At 31.4% G+C, this 20489-nt stretch carries 15 protein-coding genes; 1 reads left to right on the forward strand and 14 read right to left on the reverse strand.

Annotation, left to right across the window (positions count from 1 at the left end; genetic code table 11):
* The first annotated feature begins 50 nt into the window (after nt 1-50).
* Nucleotides 51-686, forward strand: a complete 636-nt coding sequence (locus tag ABFX33_RS01540) for a glycosyltransferase family 32 protein (RefSeq protein WP_346083853.1) — start codon at nt 51-53, stop codon at nt 684-686.
* A 71-nt stretch (nt 687-757) separates the two neighbouring features.
* Here the strand turns inward: ABFX33_RS01540 and ABFX33_RS01545 are convergent, their stop codons facing one another.
* The 14 genes from ABFX33_RS01545 to ABFX33_RS01610 form a co-directional block, all read right to left on the reverse strand.
* A complete protein-coding gene (locus ABFX33_RS01545) occupies nt 758-1390 on the reverse strand; it encodes a TetR/AcrR family transcriptional regulator (protein ID WP_346083855.1) in 633 nt (210 codons plus the stop codon).
* 402 nt (nt 1391-1792) lie between these two features.
* Nucleotides 1793-2527: a glycosyltransferase family 2 protein gene (locus ABFX33_RS01550; RefSeq protein WP_346083857.1), complete on the reverse strand. Its 735-nt coding sequence runs from the start codon at nt 2525-2527 to the stop codon at nt 1793-1795.
* 72 nt (nt 2528-2599) lie between these two features.
* Complete coding sequence (locus tag ABFX33_RS01555; RefSeq protein WP_346083859.1) at nt 2600-4342, reverse strand: lanthionine synthetase LanC family protein; 1743 nt, start codon at nt 4340-4342, stop codon at nt 2600-2602.
* A 58-nt stretch (nt 4343-4400) separates the two neighbouring features.
* The gene (locus ABFX33_RS01560) at nt 4401-5156 is read right to left on the reverse strand and encodes a glycosyltransferase family A protein (protein WP_120259753.1); all 756 of its coding nucleotides are present in this window, start codon (nt 5154-5156) and stop codon (nt 4401-4403) included.
* A gap of 3 nt (nt 5157-5159) precedes the next feature.
* On the reverse strand, nt 5160-7346 hold the full coding sequence (locus ABFX33_RS01565; protein ID WP_346083860.1) for a peptidase domain-containing ABC transporter: 2187 nt from the start codon (nt 7344-7346) through the stop codon (nt 5160-5162).
* Between the two features lie 3 nt (nt 7347-7349).
* Complete coding sequence (locus ABFX33_RS01570; RefSeq protein WP_346083862.1) at nt 7350-8330, reverse strand: hypothetical protein; 981 nt, start codon at nt 8328-8330, stop codon at nt 7350-7352.
* Between the two features lie 47 nt (nt 8331-8377).
* A complete protein-coding gene (locus tag ABFX33_RS01575; RefSeq protein WP_346083864.1) occupies nt 8378-9982 on the reverse strand; it encodes a hypothetical protein in 1605 nt (534 codons plus the stop codon).
* A complete protein-coding gene (locus ABFX33_RS01580) occupies nt 9979-10899 on the reverse strand; it encodes an HlyD family secretion protein (RefSeq protein WP_346083865.1) in 921 nt (306 codons plus the stop codon). Before ABFX33_RS01580 ends, ABFX33_RS01575 begins: the two co-directional genes overlap by 4 nt.
* The gene (locus ABFX33_RS01585) at nt 10890-11744 is read right to left on the reverse strand and encodes a thiopeptide-type bacteriocin biosynthesis protein (protein WP_346083867.1); all 855 of its coding nucleotides are present in this window, start codon (nt 11742-11744) and stop codon (nt 10890-10892) included. Before ABFX33_RS01585 ends, ABFX33_RS01580 begins: the two co-directional genes overlap by 10 nt.
* Before the next feature lie 8 nt (nt 11745-11752).
* A complete protein-coding gene (locus ABFX33_RS01590; RefSeq protein ID WP_346083868.1) occupies nt 11753-14359 on the reverse strand; it encodes a lantibiotic dehydratase in 2607 nt (868 codons plus the stop codon).
* 3 nt (nt 14360-14362) lie between these two features.
* Nucleotides 14363-15421, reverse strand: a complete 1059-nt coding sequence (locus ABFX33_RS01595) for an alcohol dehydrogenase catalytic domain-containing protein (RefSeq protein WP_346083870.1) — start codon at nt 15419-15421, stop codon at nt 14363-14365.
* Nucleotides 15422-15484: 63 nt separating this feature from the next.
* Nucleotides 15485-15730: a pinensin family lanthipeptide gene (locus tag ABFX33_RS01600; protein WP_120259745.1), complete on the reverse strand. Its 246-nt coding sequence runs from the start codon at nt 15728-15730 to the stop codon at nt 15485-15487.
* 344 nt (nt 15731-16074) lie between these two features.
* Nucleotides 16075-18846 (reverse strand): hypothetical protein, encoded by a 2772-nt coding sequence (locus tag ABFX33_RS01605; RefSeq protein ID WP_346083872.1) that lies wholly within the window; start codon nt 18844-18846, stop codon nt 16075-16077.
* Between the two features lie 41 nt (nt 18847-18887).
* Nucleotides 18888-20063: a 6-bladed beta-propeller gene (locus ABFX33_RS01610; protein WP_346083874.1), complete on the reverse strand. Its 1176-nt coding sequence runs from the start codon at nt 20061-20063 to the stop codon at nt 18888-18890.
* Nucleotides 20064-20489: the final 426 nt, after the last annotated feature.

A 20489-nucleotide genomic window follows, 5' to 3' on the forward strand; every position in this document is an offset into this window, starting at 1 on the left:
AAGTAAAAGTTTTCATAACAACACAAGAATTAATTTGAGCTATAATTACAATGATACCAAAAATTATCCACCAAATATGTTTCAATACACCTTCTGAATTAGCAAAGCGATGCATAAATTCTTGGGTTTGTTTAAAAGAAAAAGAAAATTTTGATATTATATATTGGGATTTCGATAAGTTAGTTGATCTAATACAAAATGAATATCCTTGGGCATACAACTCTTTTGTCACAGCAAGAAATTATGCGGAAGCTGCTGATATAGGGCGCTATTTAATTGTCTACCACTTTGGAGGCTGTTACGTTGACTGGGATATACATTTGAATAATGTAGATCATTTTATTTCACTATACAATGAGGAAGTAAATGGTTTTGTATTGATAGATCCGGTTAACTACACCATTGCGTCAGAATTTTTTGCAAGTCCACCCAATGAACGTTATTTTTTGGAGATCGTGCAAGAAATAAACAATATATATTTAGAAGGTAATAGAGATAGCTTTTTTACTCCTCAATACTCCGGACCATTTCAAATGAGAAAAACCTTGTCGAAATTTCAAGAAATTGATTTTAGCTTAATTGAAGTCAAAGAAGTTTTTGAATATAACTATAGTGAGATAAAACAAGCAACATCGTTCACAAAGCATGGAATCCTTACGCACTTTTGGGAACATTCTTGGATATAATTATATTTTATTTTGTAATTCTCAACTTTCTATAAAATCTTATTTATATACGGCATAATCTTCAGGCTTTTCTATTTTATACTATAAAGTGAATTAATCAAAGTCGTGATAGCATTTGTTAACCTTTCTCTTCCTAATTCATCCTTTACGTTTATTTCACAAAATGTAACTCCCGTCGCATCTGCATGGAGTGTCAAATAATAAATTCCTCCCAAGATAAGAGCTAAACATGCTCTTAAATCTACCGATTTATCAATAAACCAAGGATCAGTAACTTTAAATAAATTACTCCTAAGTATTTCCCTTTCGACTGATAACTGCTCTATTGGCGAAGATTTTTCAGTAACTTCCAAGAGCGTAATTTTTTTTGATTCATCAATATGATCAAGATGATCAAATAGATCAATTAAAAGGTCATTAATAACCGATTTTCCAAAGTCATCGAAATTTGACTCCAAATTTTGCAATGCAATAGAACTTTGATTTGTCCAAAAATCCTTTTTTCTCAGATAACCATTAATCAATTCATCAAAATTCCCAAAATATCTATAGATAAGCTTTTTATCAACTTCTGCTATTTTCGATATTTTATTTACTCCAAGTTTTGAATATCCTTCGGTAGCAATAATTTTTCCGACAGCTTCAATTAGTTTATTCTTTGTCTTTTCTTTGTTTCGAATATCTCCATCAACTATTTTTCTCATAATAAATTTAGGTCTTATCGTGCTATGTAAAACAGAAAATGCATTTTTCAACAGCAAAGATCCTATATCTCGGATCTGGCATCTCTTTATAATACACAACGGCTTCTTAAGTTATTGGTTAATACTTCAAAAATTTATCTATGAAAAATATTTTAAATTTTCATTATGATTTAATCGTCTATAAACAAAAAATCACAAATAAAAACACATAGAGTTCTTTTTTATAAAAATGAAAAGAATTATTTAAATTTAAAAACAATAAAATCAATCAATCGATTGCGCAATTTTCATGCTTTAAAATAGAAAACGTAAAAGAATATAAAAGCAGCTATTCAAAGAGTTTCTACAAGCAGATTTTTAGTTTTAAAAAAACTCCATCACAATTTGTAGTTTTAAATGTTACTATAATATACCGATTTTATAGCTCGATAACATCGTGTAAACTGCTTCGATTTCAATTGGCGAAATAATTCTATCACCATGATCGAAAGAGTACTTCCTATAATTGTCAAAATTCTCTGGATTTTCACAATCAGCGCTGGTTTTAAAGCTAAATATATCGTCTCCCCAATTATATATGAGGGTGGGCTTACCGTTTGAGTCAATAAAAATATCATCGTCCCTAAGCAACGGATTTAGCCAATTCAAGTGCTGGTCCGTAGTTGTTTCCGAAAAACCAAAATTAGAAACATGTTTTCGATCAACAAAAATAGAAGGCTCCATATTATTCGCTTCCAAAGAAATATTATTATCGTATCTAAAGTATGAATATTCAGGTTTATAAGCCTTTTTACCGCCTCTGATGAAACCATCTACTCCTTTCTCTATATGATCTTTTGAAAAGAGATCATCGTCATCCCAAAAAATTACGATGTCTGTATCGTCACTTATATATCTAAATGCATCTCTATAGATAGCACCGAGTGTTTTATAAGGCGAATTTGTTAGACTATCAATGGATTGATTGATCAATCTAACTGCATTCCTATCCACATCTGGAGAAAGATCCTGCTTAATTGCGGAATTTTGAAAAATGATTAATTCACAATCGCTATAGGTTTGATTTAAGAATAACGAGAGACTTCTTTCACATAAAGAATGCCGCCCACATGTTGCCATTATTGCCGTTACTTTCATGTATTCACTATTAATATATAATATATTTACTTATGGTTGTACAAATCAAAAGATCTTTTCTGCTAATGAGTTTTAATGGGATTCAATTACATTCAGCAAATCATCCACACCGCCAAATACTTTATTCATAGTCAGACGATTAGCCTCACTTTTTACAGGAATTAATATTTGATTTTTTACAAACGATGCAATCAAGAGCTTATCATTAAGTTCTGTTTTCTTTATAAAATCGGTTATCGTGAGATCAGAATTGAACAATTTTATTATTGAGAATAATTGATTTGAAATAGCAAACTTATTAGAAGAGTAGATATTGACGACCTCTAAATGAATTGATTGAACGCCTTTATCAACAAACATTCTTTCATTGATTTTCAATTCAATTTTTACTATTATTTTACTCAAACCTTCTTTTTCAATGCATTCAGCAAAATGTTTACATAGAATTTCTTCAGCATAAATCTCACTGTTGTAATAAACACTTTTTCTCAAATGAAAATGCTTCTTTTTTCCTAAATACAAACCAAAATTAAAAGATTCGTTATGTTGAATTGTATGAAAGAATTCCCGAAATGAAATTTTTGAGTCTATCATTTGTTGGGATACCATTCGTGCATAAAGGTCAGGATATTTCAATTTGATCATTAAATCTTCATACAAAATTGTCTTATTTTCATACCGGTGGTTATGATGATCATAAAATAAAAAATTATTATCAGAGACCCCCTCCAAAAAATACAAATAAATATAAAGGATACCAGAAAGTCCATAAAACATGGAATAATCAGTACAACTATCGACCTTTTTTTGCAAAAACTTTGAAAGAAATATTTCTTCAAGAATTATTTTTGACCGGGAGTTATCTAGGATTAAAAAATCAACCAACAAAAAAAGCATCATAGAGCCTAAGCCGCAACAGACGGATAAATCCGTTTGTTTGTATATATATTTAGAGATATTATTGCGAACTAATTCGATATCTTCCAATAACTCCTTATCGCCAAAAAGTTTGTATAGGAAAATTCTGTTGATCCCTATTCCCGAAAAACCATTGCACCAACTGACATGACTGGAAATCCCATCTTTCCCCGTATCGAAATATCTAGAAATAGCTCCTTCTAAATCTACAATCGGAAATGCTCTAAAATCAGGCCATAACTCGTACGTTGTTAGATAATGATTTTCATACTTTAAGCATCTGCGAATAAACTTATAAAGATCTCCATTACATGAGTTTTTACTATAAACAGCCAAAACATATGCTACTCCACTAACTCCATGCGCGAAGCCACAATATTCCTTCAGCTGATTGGGGCGCCTATCAAAAATAACACCATTCGAAATATTATCAAACTTAGCGTTCCTGAAGATCTTTACTAATATTTCATTCAATTCAATCCCATGGCTATATATTTCATTAAGTTTTATAAGGCCCAAAAGAACCCCAGAATGTCCAACTAATACATCACTACTGCTCAATGGTTGATCAAAATCTAACTTGCTTAATATCGTTTCAACCCTTTTTTCATTACAAGTATCATCTGTTATTGTTGATAGTAAAGCAAACATATATGCAATACCCAAATGACCGGTATAAAAATCAACAGAAATATCAAATTTTGCATACGTGCTATCGATTCTCTCAGAAAGAATTACTAAACTATTGAGTACAGAATCACATTTATAGACTTGATAATATTTTATCAATAATAGTGTTATTCCACTTAATCCATTTGTAATATTGATATCATCCAAAGATGAAATTTCCTTTTCTAGTGAATAATTTATTATTTGCCCAATATAGTGCTTATACATATTTGTTATATCAATTAGCAGTGAGCAAATACCGATTTCTAATGCATTTCATGTATCTCTAATCCCTGAAATCTGAAAAACATATGTCTAAATATTCCTTAACCATCTCTTCACCCCAAGGAATTAACTTTTTACCATCACCAAAATCAATAGAACGCTGTTTAACTTCATTTCTAGTATTCAGGTCATCATTTGAAGACAAACCACTGATATGAGCAACATTCGCTTGCCCAGCTTCTATACAAAATGTTGGAAATAAATCCTCCGCAACAGCAAATTGTCCTCTACCTTCAGCTTCAAAATACCATTTATGATGATAGACAAGAGAAGTATTTAGAAAAAAGCCAATTTCATTTAAAAAATCTTTCCTTATTATACAAGCACCTTCGGTGTATGAATTGGCATCTAACAACTCGATATAATCATTGCCCGATTTATAAAAATAATATCTCTTACGCCAAGCCTCGTATTCTTTATTTATTTCGAGATAATTTACTCCAGAACTGAGGTGGTTCTCCAAGAAGATATCGTCATCGTCCCAAATACTTACATAATCAGCATCTGAAGGCACATAAGTCAACGCATCCCTAAAAACAGTACCAACATCTGTATATTCACTCTTTGAAATCAAATCTATATGATTATTAATTATAGTTACATTTTCGTTATAAACATCTAGCACCAATGGAGCGGGAGCATTGTTGTAAATTAGTAAATGTTTATTTTCATAATCTTGATTTAAAAATAATCCAATCGATCTGCGTACGTAGGAAAATCGTCCATAGGTACACATTAAAGCTACTATTTTTTTCATATTTTAAGTAAGTTGTGTTTTTACTAATTGATAATAATATCCTTTCATAGATATTAATTCGGCATGCGTTCCTCTTTCGACTATCTCGCCATATTTCATCACTAATATTTGGTCCGCATTTTTAATCGTACTAAGTCTGTGCGCAATTATTACTTTAGTTCGACCTTCAAATAGCGTATTTATATTATCTAAAATCAACCTTTCGTTTTCTGCATCTAACGAATTTGTAGCCTCATCTAGAAATATATATTTTGGGTTTTTATAAAGTAGACGTGCAATTAGTAACCGTTGTGTTTGCCCCTGACTAAATTTTCTGCCTTCCTTCCCGACTTTAGTATTATACTTTAACGGAAGTGTTTCAACATGCGAATGAATATTAGCAGCTTTACTAGCATTTATAAGTAACTCCTCGTTGACTTCGGCTGAGCTAATAGCAATATTATTGGCAATGGTATCACTAAAAATATAACCTTCTTGGGACACAACACCACATAGACCCCGCCAATCTTGATCATTAAGGTCATTGAGATTTATATCATTTATTTTAATCGATTCATTTTCTGACGGATAAATTTTAAGTAATACTTTAATTAAAGTAGATTTCCCAGACCCGCTCTCACCCACTATCGCAGTAACTTTGCCAGCCGGAATGGTACAAGAAATATTTTTTAAAATATCCTTACCTAAAGTGCTTTTGTCATACCTAAAGCTCAGGTTTTTTATTTCTATATCCTGGACTTCATTTGATAAAATGTGGTTTTCACCCATTTTATTTACATCATCAGGTTCAGAATTATGAACTTCTTGAATTCTTTCTAGACTAATCTTTGCATTTTGATATGAACTTGTCAATGAGGCTAATGAATTGATAGGACCCTGCAATTGTCCCATAATATATGAAATCGACATCATTACCCCCAATGTAATATTGCCGTTAATAACCAAAGCAGCAGTGATCAAACTAATGGATACCGCCTTAGCCTTGTCAATAAAAAATGAACCAAACTCTTGAATTTGTGCCAAGTCCATAGACCTGATTGCCAATTTAAACTGCTTAACCTGTTGTTCTTCCCACTTCCATCGTTGCCGCATTTCACAGTTTTGCAGTTTTATTTCATAAACACCGTTCAAAAGATCATATGTTATATTCTGACCGTTTGCGCTTTGTTGAAATCCTATGTAATTAAATTTTCTACGCTTCTTTAAAAAGAGGAAATTCCATCCAATAAGAATAAAGTTCCCAAGCATAAAAATTAATAATACGGAGGTGTTATATCTTGATAGCAGTATAGAGTAAACGATAAATTCGATTGAAGAGAATATTATAATCAAGGAGGAAGATGTTAAAAAATCCTGAATACTACTTTGATCCCCCATTCTGTTTGTTAAATCGCCTATAGATTTTGTTTCAAAATAGGTGAAAGGTTTTCTAAATAATACAATCAAAAAGTTAGACAACAAATTCATACTAATCCTATTACCAATATGCATAAAGAGCCTACCTTTAATAAAACCTACAAACATTTGGCTAAATCCTAATATCAGCTGGAAAATTAACATCAATATGATGAAATTGAAATTTGAATCGAGAATCCCATAGTCCATTACAGATTGAGATATAAAGGGAAGGCAAAAAGCAATCCCCATATTGAAAATAATTGTCAAGATGATCTGTGGGAGGTACTTTTTAAAGGGAGTGAAAAATCGAGTAAAATATAAGATATCTATCTTATTTGCCCCATCATCATGATCTTCTTCATAAAGTTCGGCCAAAGGTTCCAATAGTAGAATAAGACCCTGATCCTTATTGGACAATCTTGTACTGATTGTTTTTTCAAAGAACTGTTCTAACGATAGGGTTACAATCCCAAATGATGGGTCGCCTATAACCACCGATTTTTTACCAACTTTGTAAATGACGACAAAGTGATCTTGATTCCAATGAACTATTGCAGGAAGTGGTAACTTGTGGATAACATCTCGGTCAAAATAAGCCAACATAGTCCTGAAATTTAGTTTTTCAGCACCTTCAGCTATATCGTTGAGTGAAACACCATCAATATTTCTATTACATATTCTCCTTAACTTATTAATACTAATTTCCAGATTGTAGGATTTACAAATCATTTTTAGACATGTTGGCCCACAGTCCATCTGGTCCATCTGGATATAAAATGGATATGTCCTCATTTTCTAAACTCCCCCACACAATTTATACCATGACTTTAATGTCTCCTTTTCAGAAATACTTATAAATAGTAAACCCGCCAACGAGTAGTCGTTAACACTCAAGTCTTCATTCCCTGTTTCCAAATATTTTAGCAAGGCATCGATAACTTTACATTTAATATCAGTGCTATCTATATGCTCTGATAATCGATCCAACAGTATATATAGTTGAAGGGCATTAAAAAAATTTGTTTTATTAACCGTAGAGATAACCTTATCCGCATGTCGGACTAAATACATGAAAATTTGAGCAATGGATGGATCATGATGGGGATTAACATTTTGAGCAAGAATAAACATCATTTCCAATAGTAAATGAGCCGTAATAATATCCCTAAAATTGTTGTCAGTAATCATTTGAAATATAGCGTAGAAATCAAATGGAAACTTGTGTTCCTTGTCTATCTTTAGCCGTGAGCGTATCTTCTTTTCTACACTAAACAACTTACAAAGTTCGATCAGATGAAGAAAATAAATGCTAATATTTTCTGTACCAAATCTATTCAAAAACTTCTCTCCAGTTTTAATTTTATAATCAACATAAAATTTCTGATTACTAACCTCTATTAGATCAAGCCCATAAATAACTTGGTCGAAAATCTCATCAATATCCGAATTTGATTCAAGAAGACTATAAATACAGCCTCCACCGCCCAAAAAAAAGTTCGAGGATTTGGGCATTGAATTTTTAAACGCATTCCTTACGATGTGGATATACGCTTCAGCATTTTCAATTCCGCCTATATATTCCAATTCAGTCAACAAAAGAGGAAGACCAAAAGACCCTTCCCAAAAATTGATCTTAAAAAGATTTTCATTTAACATCAAATTGAAAATCTCATGAACCTTTTCCTCGCTCTTTTCAAGAATTTCATCATCTTCCAGAAAGATTGCGCATTTATAATAAAAATAGCTGGAAATTGCTGTTAATTCAGCAGGTTTCAATTTTAACAAATTATCAACGCTATTATAACATGTTAGTATTTGATTTCTCATAGATTTGCGATATAAGATTTCATATTTGACTGTTCTTCCGTTTTAGAAAATTCAACCTTTTGAGTAATAATGAGTGGCTCATTTATAATATTTCTACTATATCTTTTGTACAATTCGAATCGAACTTTAGAATTGGTATTTTTTCCAATTATATACAAACATTCTAATTCAATTGAGAAAACTTCTTTGTTAACAATAAAAAAATCATAATCAGCCTTCGTATTAAGTGTATAGTAAGGATGTCTCTCCTTGTAGATTTTATACGGGACTATTTCATCTGGAACGATAAAAAGTTCTCCATTATGTGGTATGGTGAACTGATACCTGTTTGAGCGATGCCTAAGGATGCTTGATAATATTTGATCTGCTAGAAAACGATGATGCGGTCGAATAAATATCAAATATTTTATTCCACACGCTTTAAATTCATCCTGAAATTCTATAAAAAGTTGATTATTTAAATAGCTAATATTTTCATTAACACTTTCTATACGCTTCAACACCACATTTTCACAATCGAACTGCAAAAGTTTGTTTTTTCCGTAGGAAAGAATAAAAATATAGGTATTAAACACCTTATTAATCAATCGAATAAGCTCCAATAAATCGGTTAGTTCAAGCTCATTGTCACTATTAATTGCAATACAGAAACAGGAGTCTTTTAATTCGTGGAAATTCTTAATTTTTTTAAAAAATTGAACGTATTTGTAACTATTTGTTTCTGGGTGAATATCCTTATCAAAATCAATATAAAAAGGAGATGAGTTGTGAAAATAATGTTTTACAAATACATTAAAACCTTGAGAATCTTTTTCTAATGTTGCTCCAGCATCGTGATATATAGATTTTGTGTTCCAGGTATCATCTTTTTCTAAAGGCCAACAAAAATCTAATTGAGAGGAAATTTTCGTTGGGAAATTAAAGTAATATGCATTCCATAGAATTGCCCACATATCTGCACACCAGGACTGTATTGGATTTTCTAACTGGGAGTTAGATGCAAATTTATTTAAAAAATCATATAAGGATTCGCTATCTCGTTCAACTTTATCCCAAAAGCCAGCATCAGTCCTTTTGATAATATATTGTGCTCCCCCAGTATTTTCGTTGTTATCATAAACAATTTGGGGATCAATGCCTATTATTTCTGCCATTTCACTCAATAGGTCATTACCTCCTTTACTTACAATATAATCTGCATTTAAATAACTACCTGCATCAGACATATACCAGATTTCATCTTTTAGGAATTGAGAAAAATCTATCTTTTGGGTAAATGCAATATCCGAATCATGGTAGAATATTGATTCATCTTTTAGATAATCAAATTGTTGAAAATGTTTTTTAATTATATGAGGTCTTAATGTAGATAAATAAATATTATTAGGTCTTTCATCTTTGTAAACATAAATTGACGCAATATCTCCATATTCTTCTATAAAATATAGTGTATCCTCAGATACTCCTTCGATAGGATCATATCCTAATAAAATATGAATTTGATCACGGGAAACATTTTGATTAGTGATCAGACTTTGTAAAAAAATCTTTAGTTGCCATATAAAATATTGTTCGTCAGGTTGGGCAGACAAATAAATCATAACATTTTGGTTTTATTAATTAATTTGGTTAAAAGCGTTTCGTTATTTTTAATGATTTCAATACTACAATTCATCTTTGGATAAAACTGTATCTTTTTAAATGAATTGCTCGATATGCCTTTATCCACACTTACTTCAACTCCATACTTTCCATCATTCGGTTTCCAACTAATAAAGGAAACAAACCCTGTGAAATTATTATATTTCGATACGGTGTTGTCTTTTAATTTTATAATGACTTTTTGATTAAGAGCTATTTTAGAAATATCCTCAATTGGAATTGTCAATTTTATCATTGGCCTAAAATCCGAAGGAATTATCTCTCCAACATTTTGAAATTTATTACCATAAAAAGATTCATGAATATTATTCAGGGTTACCAGGCCATCACAAGGAGCATATATGATATTATCGTGTTCAAACTCTTCTAATTTGGATAAAAACCTATTTTTTGCTAAACTCCATTTTATTAATGAATCAGATGAGTCAAAAAGATTATATGATAGTAGCAGAAAGTCGTCGTATGACTGCTGTAACTCTCCAAGATCTGTAAATTGCTGTAATTTAATAATCTTCCTATCTGATAATTTTTTCATAAATTGTTTTAATTCTAAAAATTCTACGTAGGAAAAACCAACTTTGGGATATGCAATTATTTCTTTGGCTTTAACTGAATCCCTTTCCTTGACAACCATTTTGTACCACCCTTCCCGAGGAAGGGTAATTAAAAACTCGGCAGGCCCAAATTTCACAAGCCCATCGAATCTGGTCTTTTCGACTACTGTAAAAAGGGATGCAAAAGAAAGAAAGGAGACAAACACAAAGATAAAAATGTAAATTCCCCATTTAGTTAACCAACTTGGTGGACGCTCTAAAAATTCTTTCGCTTTTTCATGTTTAATATTATTCAATTCCATTTGCATTTAAACATATTAAGAATCAAACTTGAAACATAAGATTCGTCTAAATTACTTATCCCAAAACGGTTATTATTCATATGAATCAAGGAATCTACAATTCCGTACAGAGGCTTAGAAAAAAAATCGAAACTAGTTACTAAGGTCAGACATCTTTCAAATTCCTTTCGGTGTGTAATACATTGGTTTTCTAATCTTTTGTGCAATGCGCTCTTTTTATTTGACATACAGTAATCATAAACAGTCAACATATTATCTTTAGCCGCTTGAAAACGTTTATCAAATACAGAACCTATGTCAGGAATACCACTTCCTTCATCCGTTACTATAAACCCCATCCACAGTCGCTTAGAAATTTCAAGAAAATCATTTATATAATCCTTATGTATAAAAGAATTGATTATTATAGTATTTGCAATGATCGCCTGTATCAACCGCTCATTATAGGAATTATCCTTTGAAGTTCTCAAACAACCTGCAACAAATTTAGAATTGTAAGAAAAAAAAGACTCAGCAATTTTTATTCCTTCTTTACCACCATAGCGCTCAATTTCGGGCAAATATTCTTCTACCCGATAACCCGAAATTTTATATCTTATTTCATTATCATAGGAAGAATCATATTTTATTAAATATCTTAACAACTCACTCGTCTTCACGGAACTTAACAGTCTTAATCTCAAATGATATCCATCTTGATCCTTATACCTAATGAAAAAATAATTGGAAATAGTAGCATTTTTCTGAAGAGAGTTTAGAAAACCATAAACTAAGGTTTTGATATAACTCTCTACGTCTTGGTTCACATAAATTTTAATAGTCTCCCTATATGTCAAGTTTTCCATTTTTCAACTTAATTTTTCCAGTCTAAAATATGTTCAGTAACAAAAGGATCTCCTGATTCGTTGAAAAACAAGGAGTCAGAACTCGGTTGCATTTCCATTAAATACAGGTCATGCTCTTTATTGCTCTTTAAAAAATCAAATAGAATGCGTACTGTAATGGGTATTTTTAGGTCAACATAAAACGGCTTTCGGTTTCTATGATATCGAATTTGAGCAAATACGACATCATCAATCCCATATTCCAGTGAAATTTCGACAAGTTTTATAAAAAATAGAGTAAAACTCTGATTGATTATTTGATCTAAAATATCTTGGGAAATCTTCCATGATTTCCTTCTTAATATTATATTATTGTCCAAAACTATCCTTGGCAATACACTTACGTTCTTCCCTGCGTTCGCTTCCTCTCTAAGTTTATATATCCGTTGGACAACAAATTGAACCCCTTCTGTTTTTAGTACAGAGAAATAGTGGATCAAAAATCTGAAGTACGTTGGCCGGGCCTCTTGTGCCTGTAAATCTACATCAATAAATTTCACCTCTCTGTTTAAAACCTTGTTACAGAGTACCAATCGCCTTGTTTTTTGATTATATCTAACAACCAAATCCTTAAGATACACATTTGTAATACTCGTTTTTTCTTCTTTATGTGTCAATTTACTTTCTAATAAGGCTGGATGGATATTTGCATTAAAATCCGAAGGATGAGATAATTGAACTAACATCTCAGCGTTATTCTTCGACAAATTAAAATTCCTCATTTCTTCCAATACAAGTTCCTCTTTCGCTGTCCTTCTATTAAAGAAGCGGCCCAATAGTCTTCCATATCCTTCGAAAATATCCGAATTCAATACCGCTTTGAGTTCAATACCTTCCAAAAAAAGCTGTGTAAAAACAGTATAGGATGACTCTAATAAATCATCTCTAATCTCAAAATCCTTAGACTTAATATGTAAAACATCGTTATCTAGACTCTCATTTACAAGTAAGTCTAAAATTTCGCAATTGTTCCCGGATAAATCTATCCCTCCATTTAATGATTCATCCCTTTTGTCCAATTGCCAATAATCATGGTACATTTGTACGAATGGCTTCTGATTCAAATCCGCATTATTCTTAATAAATGCCGTCCAAAGAGCTGTGGGGACATCTATGAAATTATTCGCATACGCTAAATTTACCCTATTCAATTTGTCAAGCGAATCTACAATAGAAGTAATTTGTCGATTATTAATGGAGACTGTGTATGGCGATTTAACATCCTCATAAATGAACTGTGATTTCTTTACATTTTTTAATAAATACCTAAAAGAAGTGGGTAAATCATCGCTTAGTGTAACTTCAATTGTTTTGTCGTACAGAAATCTATCCTTGAACAATTTATAGAATTGCTTAACTGCATCATCGTCATCTCTAATTAAACACGCAATTCCTGTACAATACGAATTAATAATTCGATCTAACAATTTACTCTTTTCAATAGGATCAATTATCTTTTCGTAATCTTCGATAAAACCTTGAATATCCGAAAGCTCCCTGCTAACAATATTCATATTTTCTTCGAAAGGGAATAGGCGTTTCAATTCTATAATTATCAATTCTAGCCAATTATCCTCTTCTTGAAAATGAAAATTTGTAACAACTAAAATATCTTTATCCACCAAATCCGAAAGATATTTTAACAGATCAGAATAATCCACTTCAACGTTTTCAATCAGGATTTCTGATAATAACTCAATACTCATTGAAGGTTTTTCGGAAAAAACATTAAAGATTTCACATATTATTGGCGAGTTATCAAAAATATGCGCCTCTTCAACATTATTCAGGTTAGTGATATATATAGATGAATGTTTATTAAAATCAGTAATTGTCTTGTTAAGATTAACATCAAGTTTTGGAAAAAAACGTTCATTTCTCTTTATTAGTTCAAATAATACGGTGCGGAGATATAAGTTAAGTGTAATTAAATTTCTTTTTTCACCAACAGCCGTCAAAATCTTACAAAATTTATCACATAAAATTCTATTAAAATTTGTGTGCGTAAATTCACTGTAAGGAGAAGTCTTCGTGACGTACCTTAAAAAATATTTGAAAAGAGATATCTCCGTTTTTCTTTCAACTTTTAAATTTAGAACATATTTATTTAAATCATTAAATAGAGGTAAACTCGACAGCAAAATAGCTGAACTAAATTCTTTCATCTCCAAAATGGTTTCCTGAAACGTTTCAGTAAACTTTTTAAAAGTTTGATCTAGCTCAATTTCCACCAATTCCGAACATAACCTATATTCATTGATAGCGTTGTTATAAAGTGAAATATCTCTCACCAGTTGCTCAAATTGGATAATATTCAGCTCATCTTTTCTCTTGATTACCAACATCTTACAAACTCTATTCCTAATATTACTGAGCGAATTTTTCTCATTGCTACTTATATTTTTTGAAAAAAGAGATTCTAATTCTGCTACAATTTTATTAGACAATACTTGTAGCTCTTTTCTTTTGATTAATACATTTAGTACTTTATTGTAGCATTCAGTAGCAACAAATTTATTTAAGTTGTTAATTGAGCTTCCACAAATTCGGAGCAAAGGGTATTCAAAAATTTCCATAGGTTAAAACAAAAAAACAGGACGACCGATGCCAGATTTATGATTCCAACTATCATCCAGAAACTCAGCTAAATTATCCGCTTTGTAAACTTGAGAACTAAACGCAGTGATTCTGTTATTTTTATATTCTTCAATTGCACAACTTAAATCGATCGACTCACCTAAACATTGTCCAAGTAAATTAATTTTATTCTTTATCATATGTGAGAACATATTAATAGACATTTTGCATTCTTCTTCTAGAAAAGGATTCAGCCCACAAAATACATAAGTACCTGAAAATCTTAATAAATACAGGAGCTGCGGCAAATTTTGATTTATAAATGGATCGAAAATAATATCAAAAGATTCGTGTTTTTCCAGTATGATACTATTTTCTTCGGAGTCTTTAAAAACAATTTTAAACTGTAATCCGGGCAATAATTCACTCCAATTATCTCCGCATGAGCATACCACAGTTACAGAATTCTCTCTACTCAGCAGCTGCAATAAATACAAGGAAACCTGAGAACGTCCAGAGGTAATCAAGATAAGTTTCCCTGATGGGAACCCTAGATTACGATATATATTAAAAGCGGTTTGAACATTAACTGACAATACAGCAGCATCTGTAGGCGAAAGACCTTTACAAATCTTGAATAGCTTAGACTTATGCAGTTTCTCTATTTCTTTTGAACAATTTGAACTTGGAATACCTTGGATAAATGCTTCATTAGGATTGTAAGAATTATCTCCAATGACTAAATCGCCAATCTTAAAATCCGCTACCGATTCACCAACTTCCAATACCTGTCCACAAAAATCAGATCCGAAAAAAAAGAAGCAATCATCTGAAAAACTCAGTCTATTAAACACCAGTGTTTTATCTCTATAATTAACTGAAAAAGATAGTCTTTTCACCAAGACAAAATCCTTATCTACGTCACGATTAAAAACTTCATTGTCAAAATGTTCGCTGTACATTGCATAAAATTCACCCTTAGTATTAAAAACACAAAGGTCCTTCATTGCATCAGGAAGTTTTTCAAATGCTCTCAAGCTCAATAAGGCTACACCTTTCATACCATTTTACTTTTTTAAAGCCAACACTATATATTGTTATATAATGTTTTTAATACTCCTATTTTACAAAATTACCGCCGGCGCTTTTGTTGTTGTTGTAGTTGTCGTGGTTGTCGTGGTTGTTGTATCGCACTTGAAAGGAAACAAAGATTTAGTCGCTGATTCCGCCAAATAGGTAACAATTATTGTAGTTATTTTACTAATTGTATCATCTCCATCACCACCTTTTGCAGTATTAGCAAGCTCCGGTGTCAGTTCCGTTAAGAAACTTTGAATTTTTAATTCGTCTAATTTGATTTTCTTTTTCATATTTTAAAAATTTATAATAGTGTTGGCTTTTTCTTTCACAAAACATTCACGATAACATCATATTCAATATATCACGTCTTACTAATTTCTAAATAAGAAATAATACCTTCATTAAATAGGCAAAACAAAACAATACAATACATTTCATAAAATCACGCACATAATTAAACCAAAAAAAGCATATGGTTAATCAATACGTTAAATAACAATATATTTTCAGGAAAATCGGTGACATATTTAAAATAAAAAATATTTTTTTTATTTACATAAACAAATCACAAAGAGTTAAGTCGTTTTTTTCAAAAAAGCTTTTGTTAACTAAAACACTATAGTAAATACAATTCTCAATCTTTTTTTCCGAATTTTCTTGGAAAGTAGGATAAGGTCAGCATATAATAACTTGTCAAAATATTACGTGAACCGTTAGTGAACTCTGTCAATCCATTGAGAAAATAAATTCCTTTATTTTGTTTCAGCAAGTCATTTGCTGATAGTTTTATTTCCAGATTATTACCTTTTAACGTACGGTACGAAACGTCAAAATTCCAGATTAGTGCATTATTTTTAAAATCTTTTGATTTGTTGAAAAGATCTGTTAGACTACTATTAAAGGCCCAACGAGTAGCTAGGACATAAGCCATACTATAGGTGGACCTCCATGTAAGTGAATTATAGTTATTGCTAGAGTTTTTATTTAATTTATCTACTCTTTCATACCGATATGCACCATTGGTCCAGCCAATCTGAAATACACTGTTAGCAGTATAATACAGATTCAGGTTGACAGACTGACTGTTAACTTTCATATATTGGAGCTCCTGATCTATATATTGATAACGGTCCGCCCTAGTCAGATTTCCATCCAATTTAACATTAATAGTCTGGTTTTTATTTATCAAAAAAGGTTTATTAATATTCAAATCCCCTGAAATAGCACCTACTTTATTATCAAGTTGACCAATATAGGCTTGCAATTGATCTTTGGCATAAACTAAACTATCAATCTGTGAATTTTCATAGCTACGATAGGTAATTCCAAAAGACGCATTGTAACCGTACTGTTTTTGTTCTTCATAAGTTCCATTAATGTTGAAAAGGTGAATACCTGTCTTTTTCAACAGTCTGCCAGCTCCGAAATACCGATAGGCGGGGTTGATATTATCGTAAATAGGGCGAAGGGTATTTACTAAAGGATAATCCTCATTATAATTGTATTGGAAATTTAAAGTCTTTGTATAAAAGCTAGTTTTGGTATAGCGGTAATTCAATTGTAAATCTGGTAAAAAGGAAGAATATTTTAGGGTCAAATTGCGATAATCTAAAGTCGAAGTATTCTTCTCCTGATAATTACGAAAACCAATTTTTGACTTAAGTAAAAAAGAAGAGCTGTTTCGACCATAAAGTCTTTTATTCCAAAGGTATTTTTGAAAGCCAATACGAGGCTCTAATTTAATTAATTTATTATCAGACAAATGTGACAGATCCTCATTTAAAACAGTAGTGCCTTTAGATTGATCATAAATAGTATTTCTATTATTTTGATCTGATACATACAAATTCACGCCAAATTCGACTCCAATAAGGTTTTCTTTCGCAGATAAATCAATAAATGCATTCTTTCTTTTACCCTTTTCTGTATATGTTCTATCAACTATCTTATTCTGTGCAGTATCTAAATGATTAATATGGTTATTCTCTTTTCGAGCATCCAATCTATTCTCCCCTACATTACCTTTAAAATCCAGTTGATAGAAAATACGGTCCCAAAAATCTTCTTTTTTCATTAAATCCCCCAGAGCATTTCGATTACTCTTATTTAAGAGTATCATGGATGCACTAATGCCCAAATCGTCCGAATCAAACAGACTATGATTTTTTATATTATTTTCAAGTTGATTAGTTGAATAATTATATTTAGAAAGAGAATTTTGCTCATTATCTTCCTTAGATTTACGAAGATTTAGATTGGTTTGCAAGTTAATTGGTCTTTTCATTAGATTTCCTACCATATTATTGTAACTCACATTGGCCTGATAATCTTTTAACTCATTTTTATTCTCAGAATTAGTCATCCTACTATTATCCATATTGTCACTATTCAACAATGTCGTATTCGACTCATTTTTTATTAGAGTAATATTATTCTTTGCCAGGACGTCCGAAACAATCAAGTTTTTTAAATTAATATTATTCTTCCCTGCAAAATCATATTGAAACCGTCCCCCCAGTACACTTTGTTTAAGTGTACCCTCCCGTAAAAAATCTGAATTAAAATCTGAATTAATCCCAACACCTTTGAATGTTGAGTTTTTAAGTAATTGATCAATATTTTGTAAATCTTTATTGACATTATTGCTAGAAAAAGCAATTGTCGCTTGCGACTTAGGCGTCATCTTATTGAAATTCAATTGTCCTTGATACCTGCTCTTTGTACCAGAACCAATACTTAAATTCCCAAAATAAAGATGATCTTGACCATCTTTAAGAACAAGATTCATTTCATATTTATGATTCTCAGGATCCTGATCTTTTATCTCTTTTGTACGACTGTCGTACACTTGGACTTTTTGAACAGCATTTTTTGAAATATTCTGCAATGCGATCCCCATATCTGCGCCAAAAAAAGGCTTTCCATTTACTAAGACTTGTGGAATTTCTTTTCCATTGTAAGTCACTGCCCCATCTCCCCATACCACCAAACCCGGAAGTTTCCGTAAAAGGTCTTGCACGACAGCGTTAGAATCCAGTTTGAAAGCATCTGCATTAAACTCTAGCGTGTCTCCTTTCATCCGAACTGGTGCTATAATCTCAACTTCCTCCAACTTATTTTCCAAAAAAGGCATATTGATTTGACCGAGATCACGGAATTCATCTTTTTTTAACTTTAAGGCTTTTCGTGTTAACCCATAACCAACAAATGAAAACTCCAAGATAAGCGGTTTATCTACGGGAGCAGCTTCTATAACAAATTTTCCATATTTATCTGTAATTGCTACTTTTTCCACCGTGCTCTTTCCTTCTTCAAAGAGCGCGACAGAAACCGCACGTAGGATATTATTATTGGCCGAATCAATAATTACGCCCTGTACTTTTGTTTGCGAAAAACAATTGTTCATACAAAAACATAGCAAAGCAAAGCATAGTATACTTCTAAAAATCATAAATTCAACTGAAATTTAACAAGTAGTGGGTTGTTTGATTTTTGTAAGTCCAAATAGCTTTTGTGCATAGTATGCTTTTCAGATTCAGATTTGTTTATAGCAGAGCGTATATCTTGTGGATATATAATTGAATATAGGAATTCACCATCCGTTGCCAAATAATTATTACTTAGGAAGCTCAAATAATCATTTGACTTATCTGGCACAATATTACTTAAATTGTAAATATTTTTACTGGCGACATCATAGGCTAACCAATTAGGTCCCGAACCGAGTATTACACTGAAGATTAAATAATTTTTAAATCGAACTACCCGTCCAATTTCTATTATTTTAGAGGAGTGGTCTGACAAGTAATTTATCAAATCATTCATATTCTTAAATTTCAATTTATCTTCCTCACGAAGAGTATTATTCATTGGAAACGAAAAATCATAAATTTGTTTTACACCAGTGTTATCCAATTCATAAATTTGATTTTTTTGTGCAATACTCAAATACGCTATTTCCTCATTTAACTTAAAAAACCCTTCCGACATACTATAATATGTCGTGTTTGTATCCTGAGAATTAAATTTAATTAGGGCTGAATCATTTAGCAAAAGAACATTATTGTCCTTACGTCCATTCCAATAAAAAGGTCCTTTATATTCAAAATGGCTTTTATCATTTAACCTGAGATATTTCGGAGGCAGTCCTGCAAGGTAATTAGTCTTAACAGTATCTAAAAAATCTCCATTCTTGCTGAAGAGATATTGAGAAACTAGATTTCCAGAGGTCAGTTTAAAATCTTCTCCTTCTTTATCAATTTTGTAGAATACTCCGCTGTTGTCTTTATGTATACCAGTATCATTCTTGTTTACTTTCTTCAGTAACTCGCCTTCTTTATCGTATACGTAGAACGAACCGCCACTCGAGACAGAACCAATCACACCGATCCTATCATTGGATACCTTAAAATCAGAAATGAAATCGACTAGATTGTTCTTGTTTCCCTTTAATAATATATACTTTAAGCCCCTTATATTTTCAGAAACTGTTCCTCCTTGAGCTTGTTCAATAACTACGCGAATCTTTTGTATTGGATAATCCGCAGAATTAATAAGTCGCTGTCCATGGACAGTAATATATGATATTAAAGCTATAAAAAGAATTAGGCTAATTTTCCTCATTATTTAAACAGATAGGGTTTGCAAGTTTATAATTTATAACCAATCAAATTAAATGTTATAAAATCAAAAAAATGGTGACATATTATTTCATTTAGATTATTTACCACTAATTGATCGCAAAGGATTTTATTTTTGTCACAAATTTTGTAAATATCTGTGACAAAATAGACCTAAAAGTACGACATCACGGTCATCGGTAGTAGCTTACAGAATATAAACTAAAAAAGTCTAAATCGTATCATAATGTTTTACTACAACGCACTAATTCAGGATGGAATAAGTGTTTTTGTTCTAAAAAACTCTATGGCTTTTCTTTTTTTATGCTTTATCCCCTATTTATGTTGTCAGCCTCGTCCCTTCCTGATACTTCTCGCTGGTATGGGTCACCTTTTTTTGTCGGAGCACCACAGATACCAGAAATAAAGC

This window comes from Sphingobacterium ginsenosidimutans (genome assembly GCF_039536865.1).
Lineage (GTDB): Bacteria > Bacteroidota > Bacteroidia > Sphingobacteriales > Sphingobacteriaceae > Sphingobacterium > Sphingobacterium detergens.